This window comes from Streptomyces sp. NPDC014801, from assembly GCF_043082085.1.
Taxonomy (GTDB): Bacteria; Actinomycetota; Actinomycetes; order Streptomycetales; family Streptomycetaceae; genus Streptomyces.
Window position 1 is genome coordinate 445922 of sequence record NZ_JBIBXG010000003.1, and the last position, 15542, is coordinate 461463.

Below are 15542 nucleotides of genomic sequence, written 5' to 3' on the forward strand. Positions count from 1 at the left end.
CCCTCCGCTCAGTCCGCGCGGCGGCGGGTGACGGCGGCGAAGGCCCGCGCGCCCTGGCCCGCGCCGGGGGAGGGACGCCGGGTGGGACCCGGGCCGGGGGCGCCGTAGTAGTCCTCGTCGTGGCGGCCCTGCCGGTCCATGGCGGCCCGCAGCGCGCGGCCGTCGGTCCCGCCGTCGCCGTCACCACCGGTCCCGCCGTGCGGCTCGTGATCGGGGTCGTGGCCGTGATCGTGGGAGTGGTGACCCTGGTGGTGGTGCCCGTCGTGGTGATGGTGCCCGTCGTGGTGGTGGCCCGGCTCCGGCAGCTCCCGGTTGGGGTCGACCAGGCGCGGCAGCACCTCGCGCGCGCGGCCCAGGTCGCGCTCGTACTTCAGGACGACGTTGACGGTGTCGGCGAGCACCTGCGCGTCGAGTTCCTCCACGCCGAGCACGGCGAGCGTGCGGGCCCAGTCGACGGTCTCCGAGATGCTCGGGTTCTTGCGCAGCTTCAGCTCGCGCAACCCGCGCACCACGTCCACCAGGTGACGGGCCGTCGCCTCCGGCAGCCCGGTGTCCTTGGCCCGCAGGATCTCCAGCTCCCGCCCGGCATCCGGGTAGTCGAGGAAGAGATGCAGGCAGCGCCGCTTGAGCGCGGCCGACAGATCCCGGGTGTTGTTCGACGTCAGCACGACGTACGGCGGGACCTTCGCGCGGAACGTGCCGATCTCGGGGACGGAGACCTGGTACTCGGCCAGGCACTCCAGCAGCACGGCCTCCAGCGCCTCGTCGGCCCGGTCCACCTCGTCGATCAGCAGCACCGCGGGCTCCTCGCCGCGCACCGCGTCCAGCAGCGGGCGCGGGGCGAGGAAGCGGTCGGAGAAGAACACGCTGTCCTGCTCCTCGATCCGCCGCACCGCGCTCGCCAGGTCGGGCGCGTCGGCCGTCAGGTCGCCGATCTTGTCGCGCAGCATCTGCGTGTACAGCAGCTGCTTGCCGTAGTCCCACTCGTACAGGGCGCGGCTCTCGTCCTGGCCCTCGTAGCACTGCAGGCGCAGCAGCCGGCGGCCGGTCGCCGCGGCGAGCGTCTTGGCCAGCTCGGTCTTGCCGACGCCGGCCGGGCCCTCCAGCAGCACCGGCTTGTCCAGCCGGGTCAGCAGGAACACGGTCGTGGCGAGCCGGCGGTCGGCGATGTAGCCATGGCCGGCGAACCGCTCGACGACCTCGTCGACCGAGCCGAAGGCGGGGTTTGCGGATGTGGCGGGCACGGGTCCTCCGTCCGTCAGGCAGGGAAGGCGGGGGCGGGGCGGCGACCTCCCGGCCGCCCCGCCCCCGGGGGACGCGGGGACGGCGCCGGATGCGCCGCCCCGCGACCCCGGCTGGGAAGGGCTCAGCCGAGCAGGTCGTCCAGGTCGCCGTTCATGCAGTGGTCCACGACCGGACGGACGGTGTCGAAGGTGCACTCCTTGGCGTTGCCCGGGGTGCAGGCGTCACCGAGGACATGGTTCGTGATGCGGTCCACGTCGGCCGCGTCGCCCTTGATCACCTTGGCCTGCTCGTAGAACTTCGTCGGGCCCTGGCCCAGCCGGTTCTTGGAGTACGTCTCCTGCTGGACGTCGGTGAACTTCTCCGGGATGCCGACGTCGCGCAGCAGCCGGATCCCGGCCGCGAGCGCCGCCTCGGCGGCCTGCACCTTGGTCATGCCGTGCGTGTCCACGCCCATCGCCTCGGCGATGTCCGCGAACCGCTCGTAGTGCGCCGGCATGTTGAACGCCCACACGCGCGGCAGCGCGATCGCGTTGTTCAGGCCGTGGTGGGTGTCGTAGAAGGCGCTCACCGCGTGCGAGATGGAGTGGATGATGCCGAGGCCACCGGAGTTGAAGGCCTGCGCCGCGATGTACTGCGCGTACATCATCCCCTCGCGCCCGGCCAGGTCCTGGCCGTTCCACACCGCCTGGCGCAGGTGGCGCGCGGTCAGCTTGATGGCGTGCAGCGCGTTGCCCAGCGACGGCTGGAAGTCCAGCCGCGACACATACGGCTCGGAGGCGTGCGCGAGGACGTCGAAGCCGCACTGGGCGGTGTAGTCCAGCGGGCAGTCGTAGTACAGCGTCGGGTCGTCGATGGCGAGGCTGGCCACCGAGGCGTCGTCGAACGCCACGTACTTGTGCGGGTTGTCCGGGTCGGTGGTGGTGTCGGTGATGACGTACGCCCACGACGTCTCCGAGCCGGTGCCGGCCGTCGTCGACACCGCGATGTGCGGCGGGTTCTTCGGGTTCTCCGACTTGTTGAAGCCCTCGAAGTCGTTGACGTTGCGGCCGTCGTGCGCCACCGAGATACGGGCGCCCTTGCAGGCGTCGTGCGACGAGCCGCCGCCGATCGAGACGAAGGAGTCGCACCGGTTCTCCTGGTACAGCGCCACGGCGTCCATGACGTTGTAGTCCTTCGGGTTCGACTCGACCTTGTCGTACACGACGACCTCGAGACCGTGGTACTTCATCGACTCGACGATCTTGTGCACGGTGTCGCTGCCGCGCAGCCCCGTGGTCATCACCAGGGTGCGGCGAAAGCCCAGCTTCTTGGCCTCCGGGCCGATCAGCTCATGGGCGCCCGGGCCCATCAGCGCCCGGGGGAAGGGGTGGAACTCCTTGATCGGGAACGGCTTGAGAAGTTCTTCGACCTGCATGATCGCGTGCTTCCTCTCTCTGCGGGACCGCGGCGTGCATCACCTTCGCCGCTCGGCGCCCGGCGGCGACACAGGCCACCCGGGCGGCCGCCGGGCACGGACGGAGAGGGGACGCCCTGTCCGAACGGACAGGGGGTGGTGCGTACCTGACCGTTCGGGCAGGGCGAGGCGGGCCGGAAGCAGGGTGAGCACGGCGGCCGGCCGCTCCTAGCGTCGAGGGGACACCACCACCCACCACTCACCTCACGGAGGCCCTCATGCAGGACGAACCGCGCACCCTGGAGCAGGACGCCACGATCAACGCCGAGGAGACGGCCGAGGAGATCCTCGTCGAGGAGGTCTCCATCGACGGCATGTGCGGCGTCTACTAGGCCGCCGCCGTGCCGTCCGCGTTCGACCCGGCCCGGCCCTACCGGCTGAGTCCCGCCGTCGCGCTGCGCCCCGAGCCGTTCGGGGCGCTCGCCTACCACTTCGGCAACCGCCGGCTGTCCTTCCTCAAGGCACCCGAACTGGTCCGCCTGGTCGAGGACCTCGGCCGCCACGCCAGCGCGCGGGACGCCCTGGCCGGCGTGCCCGAGCGGCGCCGGGCGGCCTTCGGGCAGGCGCTCGCCGCCCTCGCCGCCGCCGACATGATCACCCCCACCGAAGCGGAGCCGCAGCCGTGACCCTCACCGAACCAGCGCTCGCGCCGCCGGCCGTCCCGGCGGCGCACGCGCCCGTCCCCGCCCTGGTCGAGCAGTTCAAGGGCGGCCTCGCCGCCCCCATCTGCCTGACCTGGGAGTGGACGTACGCCTGCAACCTCTCCTGCGTGCACTGCCTGTCCTCCTCCGGACGGCGCGACCCGCGGGAACTCACCACGGACGAGATCCGGTCCGTGATCGACGAACTGCAGCGCATGCAGGTCTTCTACGTCAACGTCGGCGGCGGCGAACCCACCGTCCGCCCCGACTTCTGGGAGCTGCTGGACTACGCCGTCGACCACCAGATCGGCGTCAAGTTCTCCACCAACGGGCTGCGGCTGACCCCCGAGCGGGCCCGCCGCCTCGCCGCCACCGACTACGTCGACGTGCAGATCTCCCTGGACGGCGCCACCCGCGAGGTCAACGACGCGGTACGCGGCCGGGGTTCGTACGACATGGCGGTGCGCGCCATGGAGAACCTCTCCGACGCGGGCTTCCGCGACTTCAAGATCTCCGTGGTGATGACCCGTCAGAACGTCGGCCAGCTGGACGACTTCGCCGAACTCGCCGACCGGCACGGCGCCCAGCTGCGCATCACCCGGCTGCGCCCCTCCGGACGCGGCGCCGACGTCTGGGACGAGCTGCACCCCACCGCCGACCAGCAGCGCGCGCTGTACACCTGGCTGCTCGCGCACGGCGAGAAGGTCCTCACCGGCGACTCGTTCTTCCATCTCAACGCGCTCGGCTCCGAGCCGCTGCCCGGCCTCAACCTGTGCGGCGCCGGACGCGTGGTGTGCCTGATCGACCCGGTCGGGGACGTGTACGCCTGCCCGTTCGCCATCCACGACGCCTTCAAGGCCGGCAACATCCGCACCCCGGGCGGCTTCACGCGCGTGTGGCGCGACTCCGCCCTCTTCGCCGACCTGCGGCGGCCGCAGACCGGCGGCGCCTGCACGAGCTGCGCCGCCTACGACGCCTGCCAGGGCGGCTGCATGGCCGCGAAGTTCTTCACCGGGCTGCCGCTGGACGGCCCGGACCCCGAGTGCGTCAAGGGACACGGCGCCGCCGCCCTCGCGGCCGTCGACCCCGCCGCGCTGCCCCCGCAGGGCAACGACCACTCCCACCGCACCGTGCCGCTGGGCATGCCCGCGGTGCGCACCCGGCGGCCCGACCGCCTCTGCGACGAGAGCCCCCTGGCCGCCTTCGAGGAAGGAACCCCATGAGCACCTGGTTCGAGACGGTCGCCGAGGCCCAGCGGCGCGCCCGCAAACGCCTGCCGAAGTCCGTCTACAGCGCACTGCTCGCCGGCTCCGAGAAGGGCGTCTCCTACGACGACAACACCACCGCCTTCACCGAGCTCGGCTTCGCCCCGCACGTGGCCGGACTGTCGGCCAAGCGGGACCAGTCCACCACCGTGCTGGGCGAGCAGATCGCCCTGCCCGTGATCATCTCCCCGACCGGCGTGCAGGCCGTCCACCCGGACGGCGAGGTCGCCGTCGCCCGCGCCGCCGCCGCCCGCGGCACCGCGATCGGGCTCAGCTCCTTCGCCAGCAAGCCGCTCGGCGACGTCGTCGCGGCGAACCCGCGGACCTTCTTCCAGATGTACTGGATGGGCTCCAAGGACGCGATGGAGCGCCGCGTCGCCTACGCCCGCGAGGCCGGCGCCAAGGCACTGATCGTCACCCTCGACTGGTCCTTCTCGCACGGCCGGGACTGGGGCAGCCCGCGCATCCCCGAGCGGCTCACCCTCAAGGAGATGGCCCGCTTCGCGCCCGAGGCGCTGACCCGGCCGCGCTGGCTGTGGGACTTCGTCTCCGCGGGCACCCTGCCCGACCTCACCGCCCCGAACGTCGCCGAGGACGGCGAGGCCCCGCCCACCTTCTTCGGCGCCTACGGCACCTGGATGCAGACCCCGCCGCCCTCCTGGGAGGACGTGCGCTGGCTGCGCGAGCAGTGGGACGGGCCGTTCCTGCTCAAGGGGATCTGCCGGGTGGACGACGCGCTGCGCGCCGTCGACGCCGGCGTCACCGCGATCTCCGTGTCCAACCACGGCGGCAACAACCTCGACGCCACCCCCGCCCCCGTCCGCGCCCTGCCGGCCGTCGCCGACGCCGTCGGCCACCAGGTGGAGGTCCTCCTCGACGGCGGCGTGCGCCGCGGCAGCGACGTCGTCAAGGCGCTCGCGCTGGGCGCCCGCGCGGTCCTCATCGGCCGCGCCTACCTGTGGGGGCTGGCCGCCGGAGGACAGGCCGGCGTCGAGAACGTCCTCGACGTCCTGCGCGGCGGCATCGACTCCGCGCTCCTCGGCCTCGGCCGCTCCTCCGTGCAGGAGCTGACCCGCGACGACGTCGTGATACCGCCCGGGTTCACCCGCACCCTGGGCGCCCCCTGAGACACGGACGGACGGTGCGTCATGAGCGTGACCCGCCTCGCGGACCTCACCTGGCCGGACCTGGAGGGCCGCCGGCCCCTGGTGCTGCTGCCGCTCGGCTCCCTGGAGCAGCACGGCCCCCATCTGCCGCTGGACACCGACGCCGCGGTGGCCGCCGCGGTCGCCGAACGGGCCGCCGCGCGGCTGGCCGCCGACACCGACGTGGTGCTCGCCCCACCGCAGTACTACGGGGCGAGCGGCGAACACGAGGGCTTCCCCGGCACGGTCTCCGTCGGCCACACCGCGCTGCGCCTGCTCCTCACCGAGGCCGGCCGCTCCCTGCTGCGCTGGGCCGGACGGCTGCTCGTGGTCAACGGGCACGGCGGCAACCTCGCCGGGCTCACCGACGCGGTCACCGGCCTGCGCGACGAGGGACGCGACACGGCCTGGTGGCCGTGCGTGCCGCCGGCCGGCGACGCGCACGCCGGCCGCACCGAGACCTCGCTGATGCTCCGGCTGCGCCCCGCCGCCGTACAGGCCGGGCGGGCCGTGGCCGGAGTGACCGACCCCGTGGAGGCGCTGATGCGGCGCCTCGTCGCCGAGACCGTGCGCGGGGTCAGCCCGTCCGGCGTCCTCGGCGACCCCGCGGGGGCCGGCGCCGCGGAGGGCGAACGCCTCCTCGACGCGATGGCGGACCGCCTGGCCGCCGACGCGCGCGGCTGGCGCGTGTCCCAGCGCGGCCGCCTCACGACCGCGCAGCCGTCGCCGGCCGTACGTCCGGCACCGTCCGCGCAGTCACCGGCCCCGCCGCCGTCGCCGGCCGGGCTCACGGCGGCCGCGCAGGCGTCACCGGCCGCACGGTCCGGAGGCGGGCGATGACCGCCCCGCGGGTGGCCCTCGTCACCGGCGCCGCGCGCGGGATCGGCGCCGCGACCGTGCGCCGCCTGGCCCGCGACGGCTGGGCCGTCGTCGCCGTGGACCGCTGCGCCGACGACCCCGACGTGCCCTACCCGCTCGCCTCGGCGGCCCAACTCGACGCGCTGGCGGCCGAGTTCCCGGCGGTGCGCGCCGTCCGCGCCGACGTGCGCGACGCGGACACGCTGCACGGGGCCGTGGCCCTCGCCGAGCGGGAGTTCGGCGGCCTGGACGCCGCCGTGGCCGCCGCGGCCGTCATCCTGGGCGGGCGGCCGCTGTGGGAGCAGAGCGACGCCGAGTGGCGCACCCTGCTCGACGTGGACGTCCTCGGCGTCGCCCACCTGGCCCGCGCCGCCGTCCCCGCCCTGCTGCGCCGGCCCCGGCCCCGCGGCGGCCGGTTCGTCGCCCTCGCCTCGGCCGCCGCCCACCGCGGGCTGTGGGGCCTCGGCGCGTACTGCGCCGCCAAGCACGCCGTCGCCGGCCTGGTCCGCGCCCTCGCCTGCGACCTGCGCGACACCGGCGTCAACGCCGTCGCCGTCTCCCCGGGTTCCACCCGTACGGCCATGCTGCGCGCCACGGCCGACCTGTACGGGCTGCCCGGCCCCGACGCCCTCGCCGAGCACCAGCTCACCGGGCGCCCCCTGGAACCCGACGAGGTGGCCGCCGCGATCGCCTGGGCCTGCTCGCCGGACTCCTTCGCCGTCACCGGCTCGGTCCTGCACGCGGACGGGGGGTTCACGGCATGACCCGTCTCTCCCACGACGCCCAGGACACCCCTCGGCCGGCCCGCGCGCTCCGTCTCCTCCCACCGCCTGCCGCCGACGCGCTGCCCGCCCCGCCCGACGACCGTCTGCCCGACGGGTTCGCCGTCGAGCTCGCCGCCGACACGCACCGCTCCGCCGACGGGCGTCTGCTGCTCGGCGGTTCCCCGCCCCGGCTGCTGCGGCTGACGCGGGCGGCCGCCCGGCGGCTGGTGGACGGCGGGTTCCCCGTCACCGGCCCGGCGACGGCGGCGCTGGCCCGCCGGCTGCTGGACAGCGGCGTCGCCCACCCCCGCCCGCCGCTGCGCCCCGTCGGCGACACCACCCTCGCCGTCCCGGTGCGCGACCGGCCCGGACAGCTCGACGCCCTGCTGACCGCCGTGCGCGCGGACCCCGCGACCGCCGCCCTGCCCGTCCTCGTCGTCGACGACGGCTCACGGGACCCGGCCGCGGTCGCCCGCGTGGCCCGCCGCCACCACGCCCGCCTGCTCACCCACCCGCACAACCTCGGCCCGGCCGCCGCCCGCAACACCGCGCTGCGCCACGCGCGCACCGCCTACGTGGCGTTCTGCGACTCCGACGTGGTGCCCGAACGCGGCTGGCTCGCCCCGCTGCTCGCCCACTTCGCCGACCCCGCCGTCGCCCTCGTCGCCCCCCGGATCGTCGCCCTGCCCGCCACCCGGCCCGGCGCCCTGGACCACTACGAACAGGTGCGCTCCCCGCTGGACATGGGGGAGCGGGAGGGACCCGTCGTCCCCGTGTCGGCGCTCGCCTACGTGCCGAGCGCGACCATCGTGGTGCGCCGCGCGGCCCTCGGCACCGGGTTCGCGCCCGGCATGCGGGTCGGCGAGGACGTCGATCTGTGCCTGCGGCTGCACGCGGCGGGCTGGCGGCTGCGGTACGTGCCCGCCGTGCGGGTCGGCCACCGCCACCGCACCACGCCGCGCGGCTGGCTCGCCCAGCGCGCCGGATACGGCACCAGCGCCGCCGACCTGGCGCTGCGTCACCCCGGACTGGTGCCGCCGCTGCACGCCGCGCCCTGGTCGCTGGCCGCCTGCGCGCTGCTGCTGACCGGCAGACCCCGGCCCGCGCTCGCCGCCGGCGCCCTCACCGCGGTCGCCGCCGTCCGCGTCGCCCGCCGTATGCCCGACGCCGACCACCCCGCCCGGGCCGGTGCCCTGCTGGCGCTCGCCGGGCTGCGCGGCACCGCCGAACAACTGCTGCGCTGCGCCACCCGGCACCACTGGCCGCTCGCCCTCGCCGCCGCCGCGGCGAGCCGCCGCGCCCGCCGCGTGCTGCTCGTCGCCGCGCTCGCCGAGGGCCTCGCCGACCACCGCCGCTCCGGCACCGCGCTGGACCCCCTCACCCACACCGTGCTCCACCGCCTCGACGACCTGGCGTACGGCTGGGGCGTGTGGCAGGGCGCCCTGCGCCGCCGTACCGCCGCACCCCTGCTGCCCCGCCTCGCGCGGCGCCGCAGGCCCGGACCACCGCACGCTCCCCGCGCGCCGCGGCCGCCCGCACCAACCTCGCACCAACCACCCCACGCGACGGTGGAGCGCCGGTGACGCGTACGCGCCCCGTGACGCCCACCCGCCGACCCCCGCACCCGTACGTCCTGGAGGAAGCAGCATGTCCCCGCGCCCCGACCCCGTCCTCAGCGCCGGCAGCACGCTCGCCGGAGCGGAGCAGGCGGCACCCCGGCCGCACGACGCGGCGGCCGACGACCGCCTGGCGTACTGGGCCCGGCAGGCGGAGCACCTGCACTGGCAGACGCCGTGGACCGACGTCCTCGACTTCTCCCGCGCCCCGTTCGCCCGCTGGTTCACCGGAGGCCGGCTGAACGTCGCGTACAACTGCGTCGACCGGCACGTCGAGGCCGGCCGCGGCGACCGCGTCGCCTTCCACTTCGAGGGCGAGCCCGGCGACCGGCGCACCATCACCTACGCCGCACTGCAGCGCGAGGTGTGCAAGGCGGCCAACGCCCTCGCCTCCCTGGGCCTGAAGGCCGGCGACCGCGTCGCCATCCAGCTGCCGATGATCCCCGAGGCGATCTACGCCATGCTGGCCTGCGCCCGCCTCGGGCTGCCGCACAGCGTCGTCTTCGGCGGCTTCTCGCCGGCCGCGCTGCGCTCCCGCATCGAGGACGCCGGCGCCCGGCTGCTGATCACCTCCGACGGCCAGTACCGGCGCGGCCGGGCCGAGCCGATGAAGGCGCTCACCGACGAGGCCACCCGGCACACGCCCGGCGTCGAGCACGTCCTCGTCGTGCGGCGCACCGGCGCCGACGTGCCCTGGACCGAGGGCCGCGACCTGTGGTGGCACGACCTCGTCGAGGACCGGCCCGACCGGCACCACCCGGAGGCCTTCGACGCCGAGCACCCGCTGTTCATCCTCTACACGTCCGGCACCACCGGGAAGCCGAAGGGCATCCTGCACACCTCCGGCGGCTACCTCACCCAGGCCGCCGCCACCCACCGCACCGTCTTCGGCCTGGACCCCGACCGGGACGTCTACTGGTGCACCGCCGACATCGGCTGGATCACCGGCCACACCTACATCGTGTACGGGCCCCTCGCCAACGGCACCACGTCCGTGCTGTACGAGGGCACGCCCGACACGCCCAGCCAGGCGCGGCACTTCGAGATCATCGAGCGCTACGGCGTCAGCGTGTACTACACGGCCCCCACCCTCATCCGCACGTTCATGAAGTGGGGCGAGCAGGTCCCGGCCGCCCACGACCTGTCCTCGATCCGGGTGCTGGGCAGCGTCGGCGAACCCATCAACCCCGAGGCGTGGCGCTGGTACCGCGAGCACCTCGGCGCCGGCCGCGCGCCCGTCGTCGACACCTGGTGGCAGACCGAGACCGGCGCCGTCATGATCGCGCCGCTGCCCGGCGAGCGGGAACCCAAGCCCGGCTCGGCGCAGACCCCGCTGCCCGGCATCTCCGCCAAGGTCGTCGACGACCAGGGCGTCCAGGTCGGCAAGGGCGAGAGCGGCTACCTGGTGCTGGACGCGCCCTGGCCCGCCATGCTGCGCGGCGTGTGGGGCGACGACGAACGCTACCGCGAGACCTACTGGTCCCGGTTCGCCCAGCAGGGCTACTACTTCGCCGGGGACGGCGCCCGCTACGACGAGGACGGCGACATCTGGCTGCTGGGCCGGGTCGACGACGTCATGAACGTCTCCGGGCACCGGATCTCCACCGCCGAGGTCGAGTCGGCGCTCGTCGCCCACCCGGCGGTCGCCGAGGCCGCGGTGGTCGGGGCGACGGACCCGACGACCGGACAGGCGATCGTGGCGTTCGTGATCCTGCGCTCCGGGGCGCACGACGGGGACGACGTCACCGCCGCGCTGCGCGAGCACGTGGCCCGCGAGATCGGGCCCATCGCCAAGCCGCGCCGCATCCTGGTCGTCTCCGAACTGCCCAAGACCCGCTCGGGGAAGATCATGCGCCGGCTGCTGCGCGACGTGGCGGACAACCGGCAGGTCGGCGACGTCACGACGCTCGCCGACGCCTCCGTCATGGACCGCATCAACGCCGGGCTGGCCGCCGAGCGGCCCGCGGGCGACTGACGGGCACGGGACGGTGCCCCGCGCGCACGACACGGCCGGCGGCCCGCTCGCCGGCCGGGTCGTCCTGCTCACCGGCCCGGGCGACACCGCCGCCCTGCTCACCGAACGGCTCGCCGCCCGCGGCGCCCTGGTGGTCACGGCCGCGGACCGGGGCGACGACCCGGACCGCACGGTGGAACGGGTCGTGCGCGACCACGGCCGCCTGGACCACCTGGTGAACGTCGTGACGGTGCCGTCCCGGGCGCGTGCCCTGACCGACCTGGCCCCGAGCGACCTGAACGACGTGCTCGGGCACGGCCTGGTGACACCGCTGACCTGGATCCAGCGGGCTCACGCCCACCGGATGGCCGCCCACGGCGGCAGCGTGGTCAACGTCGTCCCCGACGGCCCTCGGGACGGCCTGCGGGACGCCGCGCTCGCGGCCCTGACCGAGCTGACCGAATGGCTGGCCGCCGAGCTCGCGCCCCGGGTCGCCGTCCACACCGTCCTGCCCGGACCCCGCCTGGAAGACGGCGTGTTCCGGGCGGGCCTCGCCGATATCGTGACCGGCCTGCTGGCCTGTCCGCGCCCCGCGCGGCCGGACCCGGTGCACGGCCCCGTCCTCGTCCTCACCGGCGCAGCGCCACGACCGCGCCGCGCCGCCTGATCACCCGCGACCCGACCGCCACCTCGACCGGAAGGCACACCCCCTGATGCGACTCGTCCTCATCGGCCCGCCCGGAGCGGGCAAGGGCACCCAGGCCGCCCTGCTCGGCCGCCGCCTCGGCGTTCCGCACGTCTCCACCGGCGACCTGTTCCGCGCCCACGTCGGCGACGGGACCCCGCTCGGCCGAGACGCACAGCGCTACCTCGACGCAGGCGAACTCGTCCCCGACCACATCACCGAGGGCATGGTCCGCCACCGGCTGGCCGAGCCCGACGCCCGGCGCGGCTTCCTGCTGGACGGCTTCCCGCGCACGGTCCGCCAGGCCCACGCGCTCGCCACGATGCTTGCCGCGACCGGGACGTCCCTGGACGCCGTGCTGGAGTTCACCGCACCCGAGGACGTGGTGGTGGACCGTCTGCTCGGCCGCGGCCGCGCCGACGACACCGAGGAGGTCGTCCGCAACCGGCTGCGCGTCTACCGCAAGCAGACCGTCCCGCTCCTCGCGTACTACGCCGACATCGTCCTGCAGATCCCCGCCACCGGCACGGTCGAGGAGGTCGCGGCCCACACGGAGACGGCCCTGACCACCCTGAGGGCGGCCTGACCGGGCCGGAAGCGGGCGGCGGTCGCGGCCCGCAGGGCGTGAGCCGGGGGTCCGGACCGGCCGGGCTCGGCGCGCGTCGCTGACCGGGGCGGTCCGCGACGCGCGAACCAGAGGCCAGGAGCGGGCCGCGGTCGGGCACGCCCGGGTCATGCGCCGGGCGCGCCGGAGTGCCCGGCATGGCGGCCCGCGAGACCCGCACCGGCGGGCCGCACCGGCAGGCCCACACCGGCAGGCCCGGAGCGGGCACGCGGCGGGCAGGTATCGGGCAAGCATCCGGCACGCGCTGGGCTCGCGGGAGCGGGCGGCAGGGCGTGCGCGCGGCGTGAGGCCAAGGGCGCGGCGCGGGTTGGACCGGCTCGCCGCGGCCCGGATTCGGGCACGCGCCGGAGTGGCCGGCAGGGCGGCCCGCGAGGCCCGTACCGGCGGGTCGCATCGGCAGCCCCACACCGGCAGGCCCGGAGCGGGCACCCGTCGGGCCACGCCTCGGGCACGCTCCGGGCTCGTGGGAGCGGGCGGGCAGGGCGGTGCGCGGGGCGTGGGCCTGGGGCGCGGTGCAGGTGGGACGGGCTCGACGTGGGCGGTATTCGAGCACGCGCCGGTGGTGCGCCCTCTGTGCGCGGGGCGTGCGCCGGGTCGTCCGGCCGGGCGGGGGCCGTCGGGCGGACCATAATGGAACGCCCCGACGTCCACTGGAGGTGCCGTGACCGGCTCCCGTCCCACGAGTTCCGGGCTGCGCGCGCTGCGGCCGGAGGCCTTCGGCGCCGACCCGGCGGGTGAGCGCCTGGCGCGCATCCGCCGCTCGCCCCACTTCAAGGACGGCGTGTTCGTGAACCCCGGCGGTGCCGCCCGCACCCGCCCGTCCGGTTCCGCGGTGGACTTCGCCAAGGTCTACTTCGACAAGGAGGCCCGGCCCCGGCGCTCGCCGACGGGCACGGTCCCGGTGCACGCCACGACCCTCGCCGACCTCGCCCGGCCCCCGGCCACGGGGCTGCGGCTGACCTGGATGGGCCACTCCAGCGTGCTCGCCGAGATCGACGGGCGGCGGGTGCTGTTCGATCCCGTGTGGGGCGAGCGCTGCTCCCCGTTCCCGTTCGCCGGCCCCAGACGGCTGCACCCGGTGCCGCTGCCGCTCGCCGCTCTGGGCCCGGTCGACGTCGTGGTCATCTCCCACGACCACTACGACCACCTCGACATGCCCACGATCAAGGCGCTGGCCGGCACGGACACCCTGTTCGCCGTACCGCTCGGCGTCGGCGCCCACCTGGAACGCTGGGGCGTCGCCGCGAGTCGGCTGCGCGAGCTGGACTGGCACGAGGAGACCGAGGTCGGCGGGCTCACCCTGACCGCCACCCCGGCCCGCCACTTCTGCGGCCGCGGCCTGCGCAACACCCAGCACACGCTGTGGGCGTCCTGGGTCGTCGCCGGCGCGGAGCACCGGATCTACCACAGCGGCGACACCGGCTACTTCGACGGCTTCCGGGACATCGGTGCCGCCCACGGCCCGTTCGACGCGACGATGATCCAGATCGGCGCGTACAGCGAGTTCTGGCCGGACATCCACATGACCCCCGAGGAGGGCGTGCGCGCCCACCTCGACCTCCAGGGCGGCGCGCCGCACGGCGTGCTGCTGCCGATCCACTGGGCCACCTTCAACCTCGCCCCGCACCCGTGGGCCGAGCCGGGGGAGTGGACGCTGGCGGCGGGGGAGGCGGTCGGCCAGAGCGTCGCCGTACCCGAGCCGGGCGCGCCCTTCGAGCCGGGCGGCGAGCTGCCCACCCACCCCTGGTGGCGCGGCGTGTCCCAGACCCTCGCCCGCAGCTGGCCGGCCCCCCGGATCGCCCTGACGACCACCCGCGGCCTGGACCTGGTGGAGGACTGACGCAGGACTGACCGCGAGCCGCGGCACGCACGGGGTGGACGCGGTGAACGGCCGGCCGCCGGACCGCCGTCAGGGGGTGCTCTCGCGGAGGATCAGGTCCACGGCCGCCTTCGGACCGCCGGCGGCGAGGGCCGCGCGCTGGCGGTCCGCGCCCGTCCCCTGCTGCAGCAGCCGGTGGATCAGCGAGCCGACCTCGCGCGCGTCGCCGGAGGCGTCCAGCGCCGCGGTGACGTGCCGCAGCAGCCGGAACAGCATGTCGCCCGCGCGGTGCACGTCACCGTCCGGGGCGATCAGCGTGTCGCTCAGACCGTGCCGAGCCGCGTGCCACATCGCGGCCTGCAGCAGCTCCGGGGCGATGTCCGGGACGCCCACGCCCTCGTCCATCTCGGCCAGGGCCGTCTCCACCAGCGCCCGCACCACGCCGGCCAGCATGACGGCCTCGTCGGGGCGCAGCTGCACGTCGAAGCAGCGGATCTCGACGGTGGGGTACCGCTCCGACAGCCGGGCCTGCCAGTACAGCTGGCCCCGGTCGGAGATCAGGCCGCAGGCGAGCAGGCGTCCCACGCGGCGCTCGTAGTCGTCGAGGTCCCGGAAGAGCGGGGGCGGCCCGGCCACGGGCCAGCGGCTGAAGATCACCGTCCGCCAGCTGGCGAAGCCGGTGTCGTGGCCGTCCCACAGCGGGGAGTTCGCCGACATCGCGGTGAGCGTCGGCAGCCACGGCCGCAGCCGGTTCATCACCTGCACGCCGGCCTCCCGGCTGGGCACGGCCACATGGACGTGCATGCCGTTGACGAGTTGCTCGGCGACCAGCTGGGGCGCCTGCGCGAGCATGGCCCGGTACCGGGCGTGGTCGGTGACCGCCACGGCGTGCCGGCTGTCGCGCAGCGGCGGGGTCGCGGCGGCCGCGATCCGGCAGCCGTGCGCCTCGGCGCCGGCCGCCATGGCGTGCCGCAGCCGCAGCAGATGCCCGCCGACCTCGCCGAGGCCGTCGCACACGGGGGTGGCGACCTCCACCTGGGCCTGGAGCAGCTCGCTCTGCACCTCCTGCCCGCCGGTGAGACGGGCCTGGTCGGTGGCCATGCGCACCTTCTCCGCGAGCGGTACGGGAAGGCCCCTGACCGGATCCAGCAGCAGGTACTCCTCTTCCACACCGATCGTCGCCATCGCTCGTCCTTCACTCGGCGCGCCGGCGTGGCCGGCTCGGTGACAACCCCGGCCGGCGCCCGGCGGGCGGCACGGCCGGTCCGGCAGAGGTGCCCCTGCCTGCCGGCGCCCCGAGTGCCACCACCCGCCGCCCGGCAAACGGCGCCGCCCCGGCGAAAACGCACCGGCGGCGGAGACGGTCCGTCCGGGAACCAGCCTGATTACTCTAAGTGATGTTAAGGGGGTGACTTCGGGGTGACCCGGACGCGTCCACGCGGTCCGGACGGGGTGCCGTCCGGACGGAAAAC

The 15542-nt window shown here is 75.4% G+C and carries 14 protein-coding genes; 11 read left to right on the top strand and 3 right to left on the bottom strand.

The window, feature by feature from the left end; translation table 11 throughout:
• Positions 1 to 8 precede the first annotated feature (8 nt).
• Both ACF1AL_RS08650 and mdo read right to left on the bottom strand, forming a co-directional pair.
• Positions 9 to 1244 (bottom strand): AAA family ATPase, encoded by a 1236-nt coding sequence (locus ACF1AL_RS08650; protein ID WP_391825633.1) that lies wholly within the window; start codon positions 1242 to 1244, stop codon positions 9 to 11.
• Positions 1245 to 1366: 122 nt separating this feature from the next.
• Positions 1367 to 2659 carry an NDMA-dependent methanol dehydrogenase gene (mdo, locus tag ACF1AL_RS08655; RefSeq protein ID WP_366834823.1) on the bottom strand — a complete coding sequence of 431 codons (1293 nt, stop codon included), beginning with the start codon at positions 2657 to 2659 and terminating at the stop codon, positions 1367 to 1369.
• A gap of 257 nt (positions 2660 to 2916) precedes the next feature.
• Here mdo and mftA point away from each other — a divergent pair, with 257 nt between their 5' ends.
• From mftA to ACF1AL_RS08710, 11 genes are all read left to right on the top strand, one after another.
• Positions 2917 to 3030 (top strand): mycofactocin precursor MftA, encoded by a 114-nt coding sequence (gene mftA / locus ACF1AL_RS08660; RefSeq protein WP_366834824.1) that lies wholly within the window; start codon positions 2917 to 2919, stop codon positions 3028 to 3030.
• Between the two features lie 9 nt (positions 3031 to 3039).
• The gene (mftB, locus tag ACF1AL_RS08665; protein ID WP_366834825.1) at positions 3040 to 3324 is read left to right on the top strand and encodes a mycofactocin biosynthesis chaperone MftB; all 285 of its coding nucleotides are present in this window, start codon (positions 3040 to 3042) and stop codon (positions 3322 to 3324) included.
• Positions 3321 to 4562, top strand: coding sequence for a mycofactocin radical SAM maturase (mftC, locus tag ACF1AL_RS08670; protein WP_391825634.1), 1242 nt, complete (start codon positions 3321 to 3323; stop codon positions 4560 to 4562). The genes mftB and mftC overlap by 4 nt, the downstream gene beginning before the upstream one ends.
• Entirely contained in the window at positions 4559 to 5731 is a 1173-nt protein-coding gene (gene mftD / locus ACF1AL_RS08675; protein WP_366834827.1) for a pre-mycofactocin synthase MftD, read from the top strand. Before mftC ends, mftD begins: the two co-directional genes overlap by 4 nt.
• 21 nt (positions 5732 to 5752) lie before the next feature.
• Positions 5753 to 6589, top strand: coding sequence for a mycofactocin biosynthesis peptidyl-dipeptidase MftE (mftE, locus tag ACF1AL_RS08680; protein ID WP_391780374.1), 837 nt, complete (start codon positions 5753 to 5755; stop codon positions 6587 to 6589).
• Positions 6586 to 7371 (top strand): mycofactocin-coupled SDR family oxidoreductase, encoded by a 786-nt coding sequence (locus tag ACF1AL_RS08685; protein WP_391825635.1) that lies wholly within the window; start codon positions 6586 to 6588, stop codon positions 7369 to 7371. The genes mftE and ACF1AL_RS08685 overlap by 4 nt, the downstream gene beginning before the upstream one ends.
• Positions 7368 to 8954, top strand: coding sequence for a mycofactocin biosynthesis glycosyltransferase MftF (gene mftF, locus ACF1AL_RS08690; protein WP_391818515.1), 1587 nt, complete (start codon positions 7368 to 7370; stop codon positions 8952 to 8954). The genes ACF1AL_RS08685 and mftF overlap by 4 nt, the downstream gene beginning before the upstream one ends.
• Before the next feature lie 64 nt (positions 8955 to 9018).
• Positions 9019 to 10962: an acetate--CoA ligase gene (gene acs, locus ACF1AL_RS08695; RefSeq protein ID WP_386911580.1), complete on the top strand. Its 1944-nt coding sequence runs from the start codon at positions 9019 to 9021 to the stop codon at positions 10960 to 10962.
• A gap of 13 nt (positions 10963 to 10975) precedes the next feature.
• Positions 10976 to 11608 (top strand): SDR family oxidoreductase, encoded by a 633-nt coding sequence (locus ACF1AL_RS08700; RefSeq protein WP_391695801.1) that lies wholly within the window; start codon positions 10976 to 10978, stop codon positions 11606 to 11608.
• Positions 11609 to 11654: 46 nt separating this feature from the next.
• Entirely contained in the window at positions 11655 to 12212 is a 558-nt protein-coding gene (locus tag ACF1AL_RS08705; RefSeq protein WP_366834833.1) for an adenylate kinase, read from the top strand.
• 700 nt (positions 12213 to 12912) lie between these two features.
• Positions 12913 to 14091: an MBL fold metallo-hydrolase gene (locus tag ACF1AL_RS08710; RefSeq protein ID WP_366834834.1), complete on the top strand. Its 1179-nt coding sequence runs from the start codon at positions 12913 to 12915 to the stop codon at positions 14089 to 14091.
• 69 nt (positions 14092 to 14160) lie between these two features.
• On the opposite strand, the gene ACF1AL_RS08715 is transcribed toward ACF1AL_RS08710, so the two are convergent.
• Positions 14161 to 15255 carry a glutamate--cysteine ligase gene (locus ACF1AL_RS08715; RefSeq protein ID WP_391695807.1) on the bottom strand — a complete coding sequence of 365 codons (1095 nt, stop codon included), beginning with the start codon at positions 15253 to 15255 and terminating at the stop codon, positions 14161 to 14163.
• Positions 15256 to 15542: the final 287 nt, after the last annotated feature.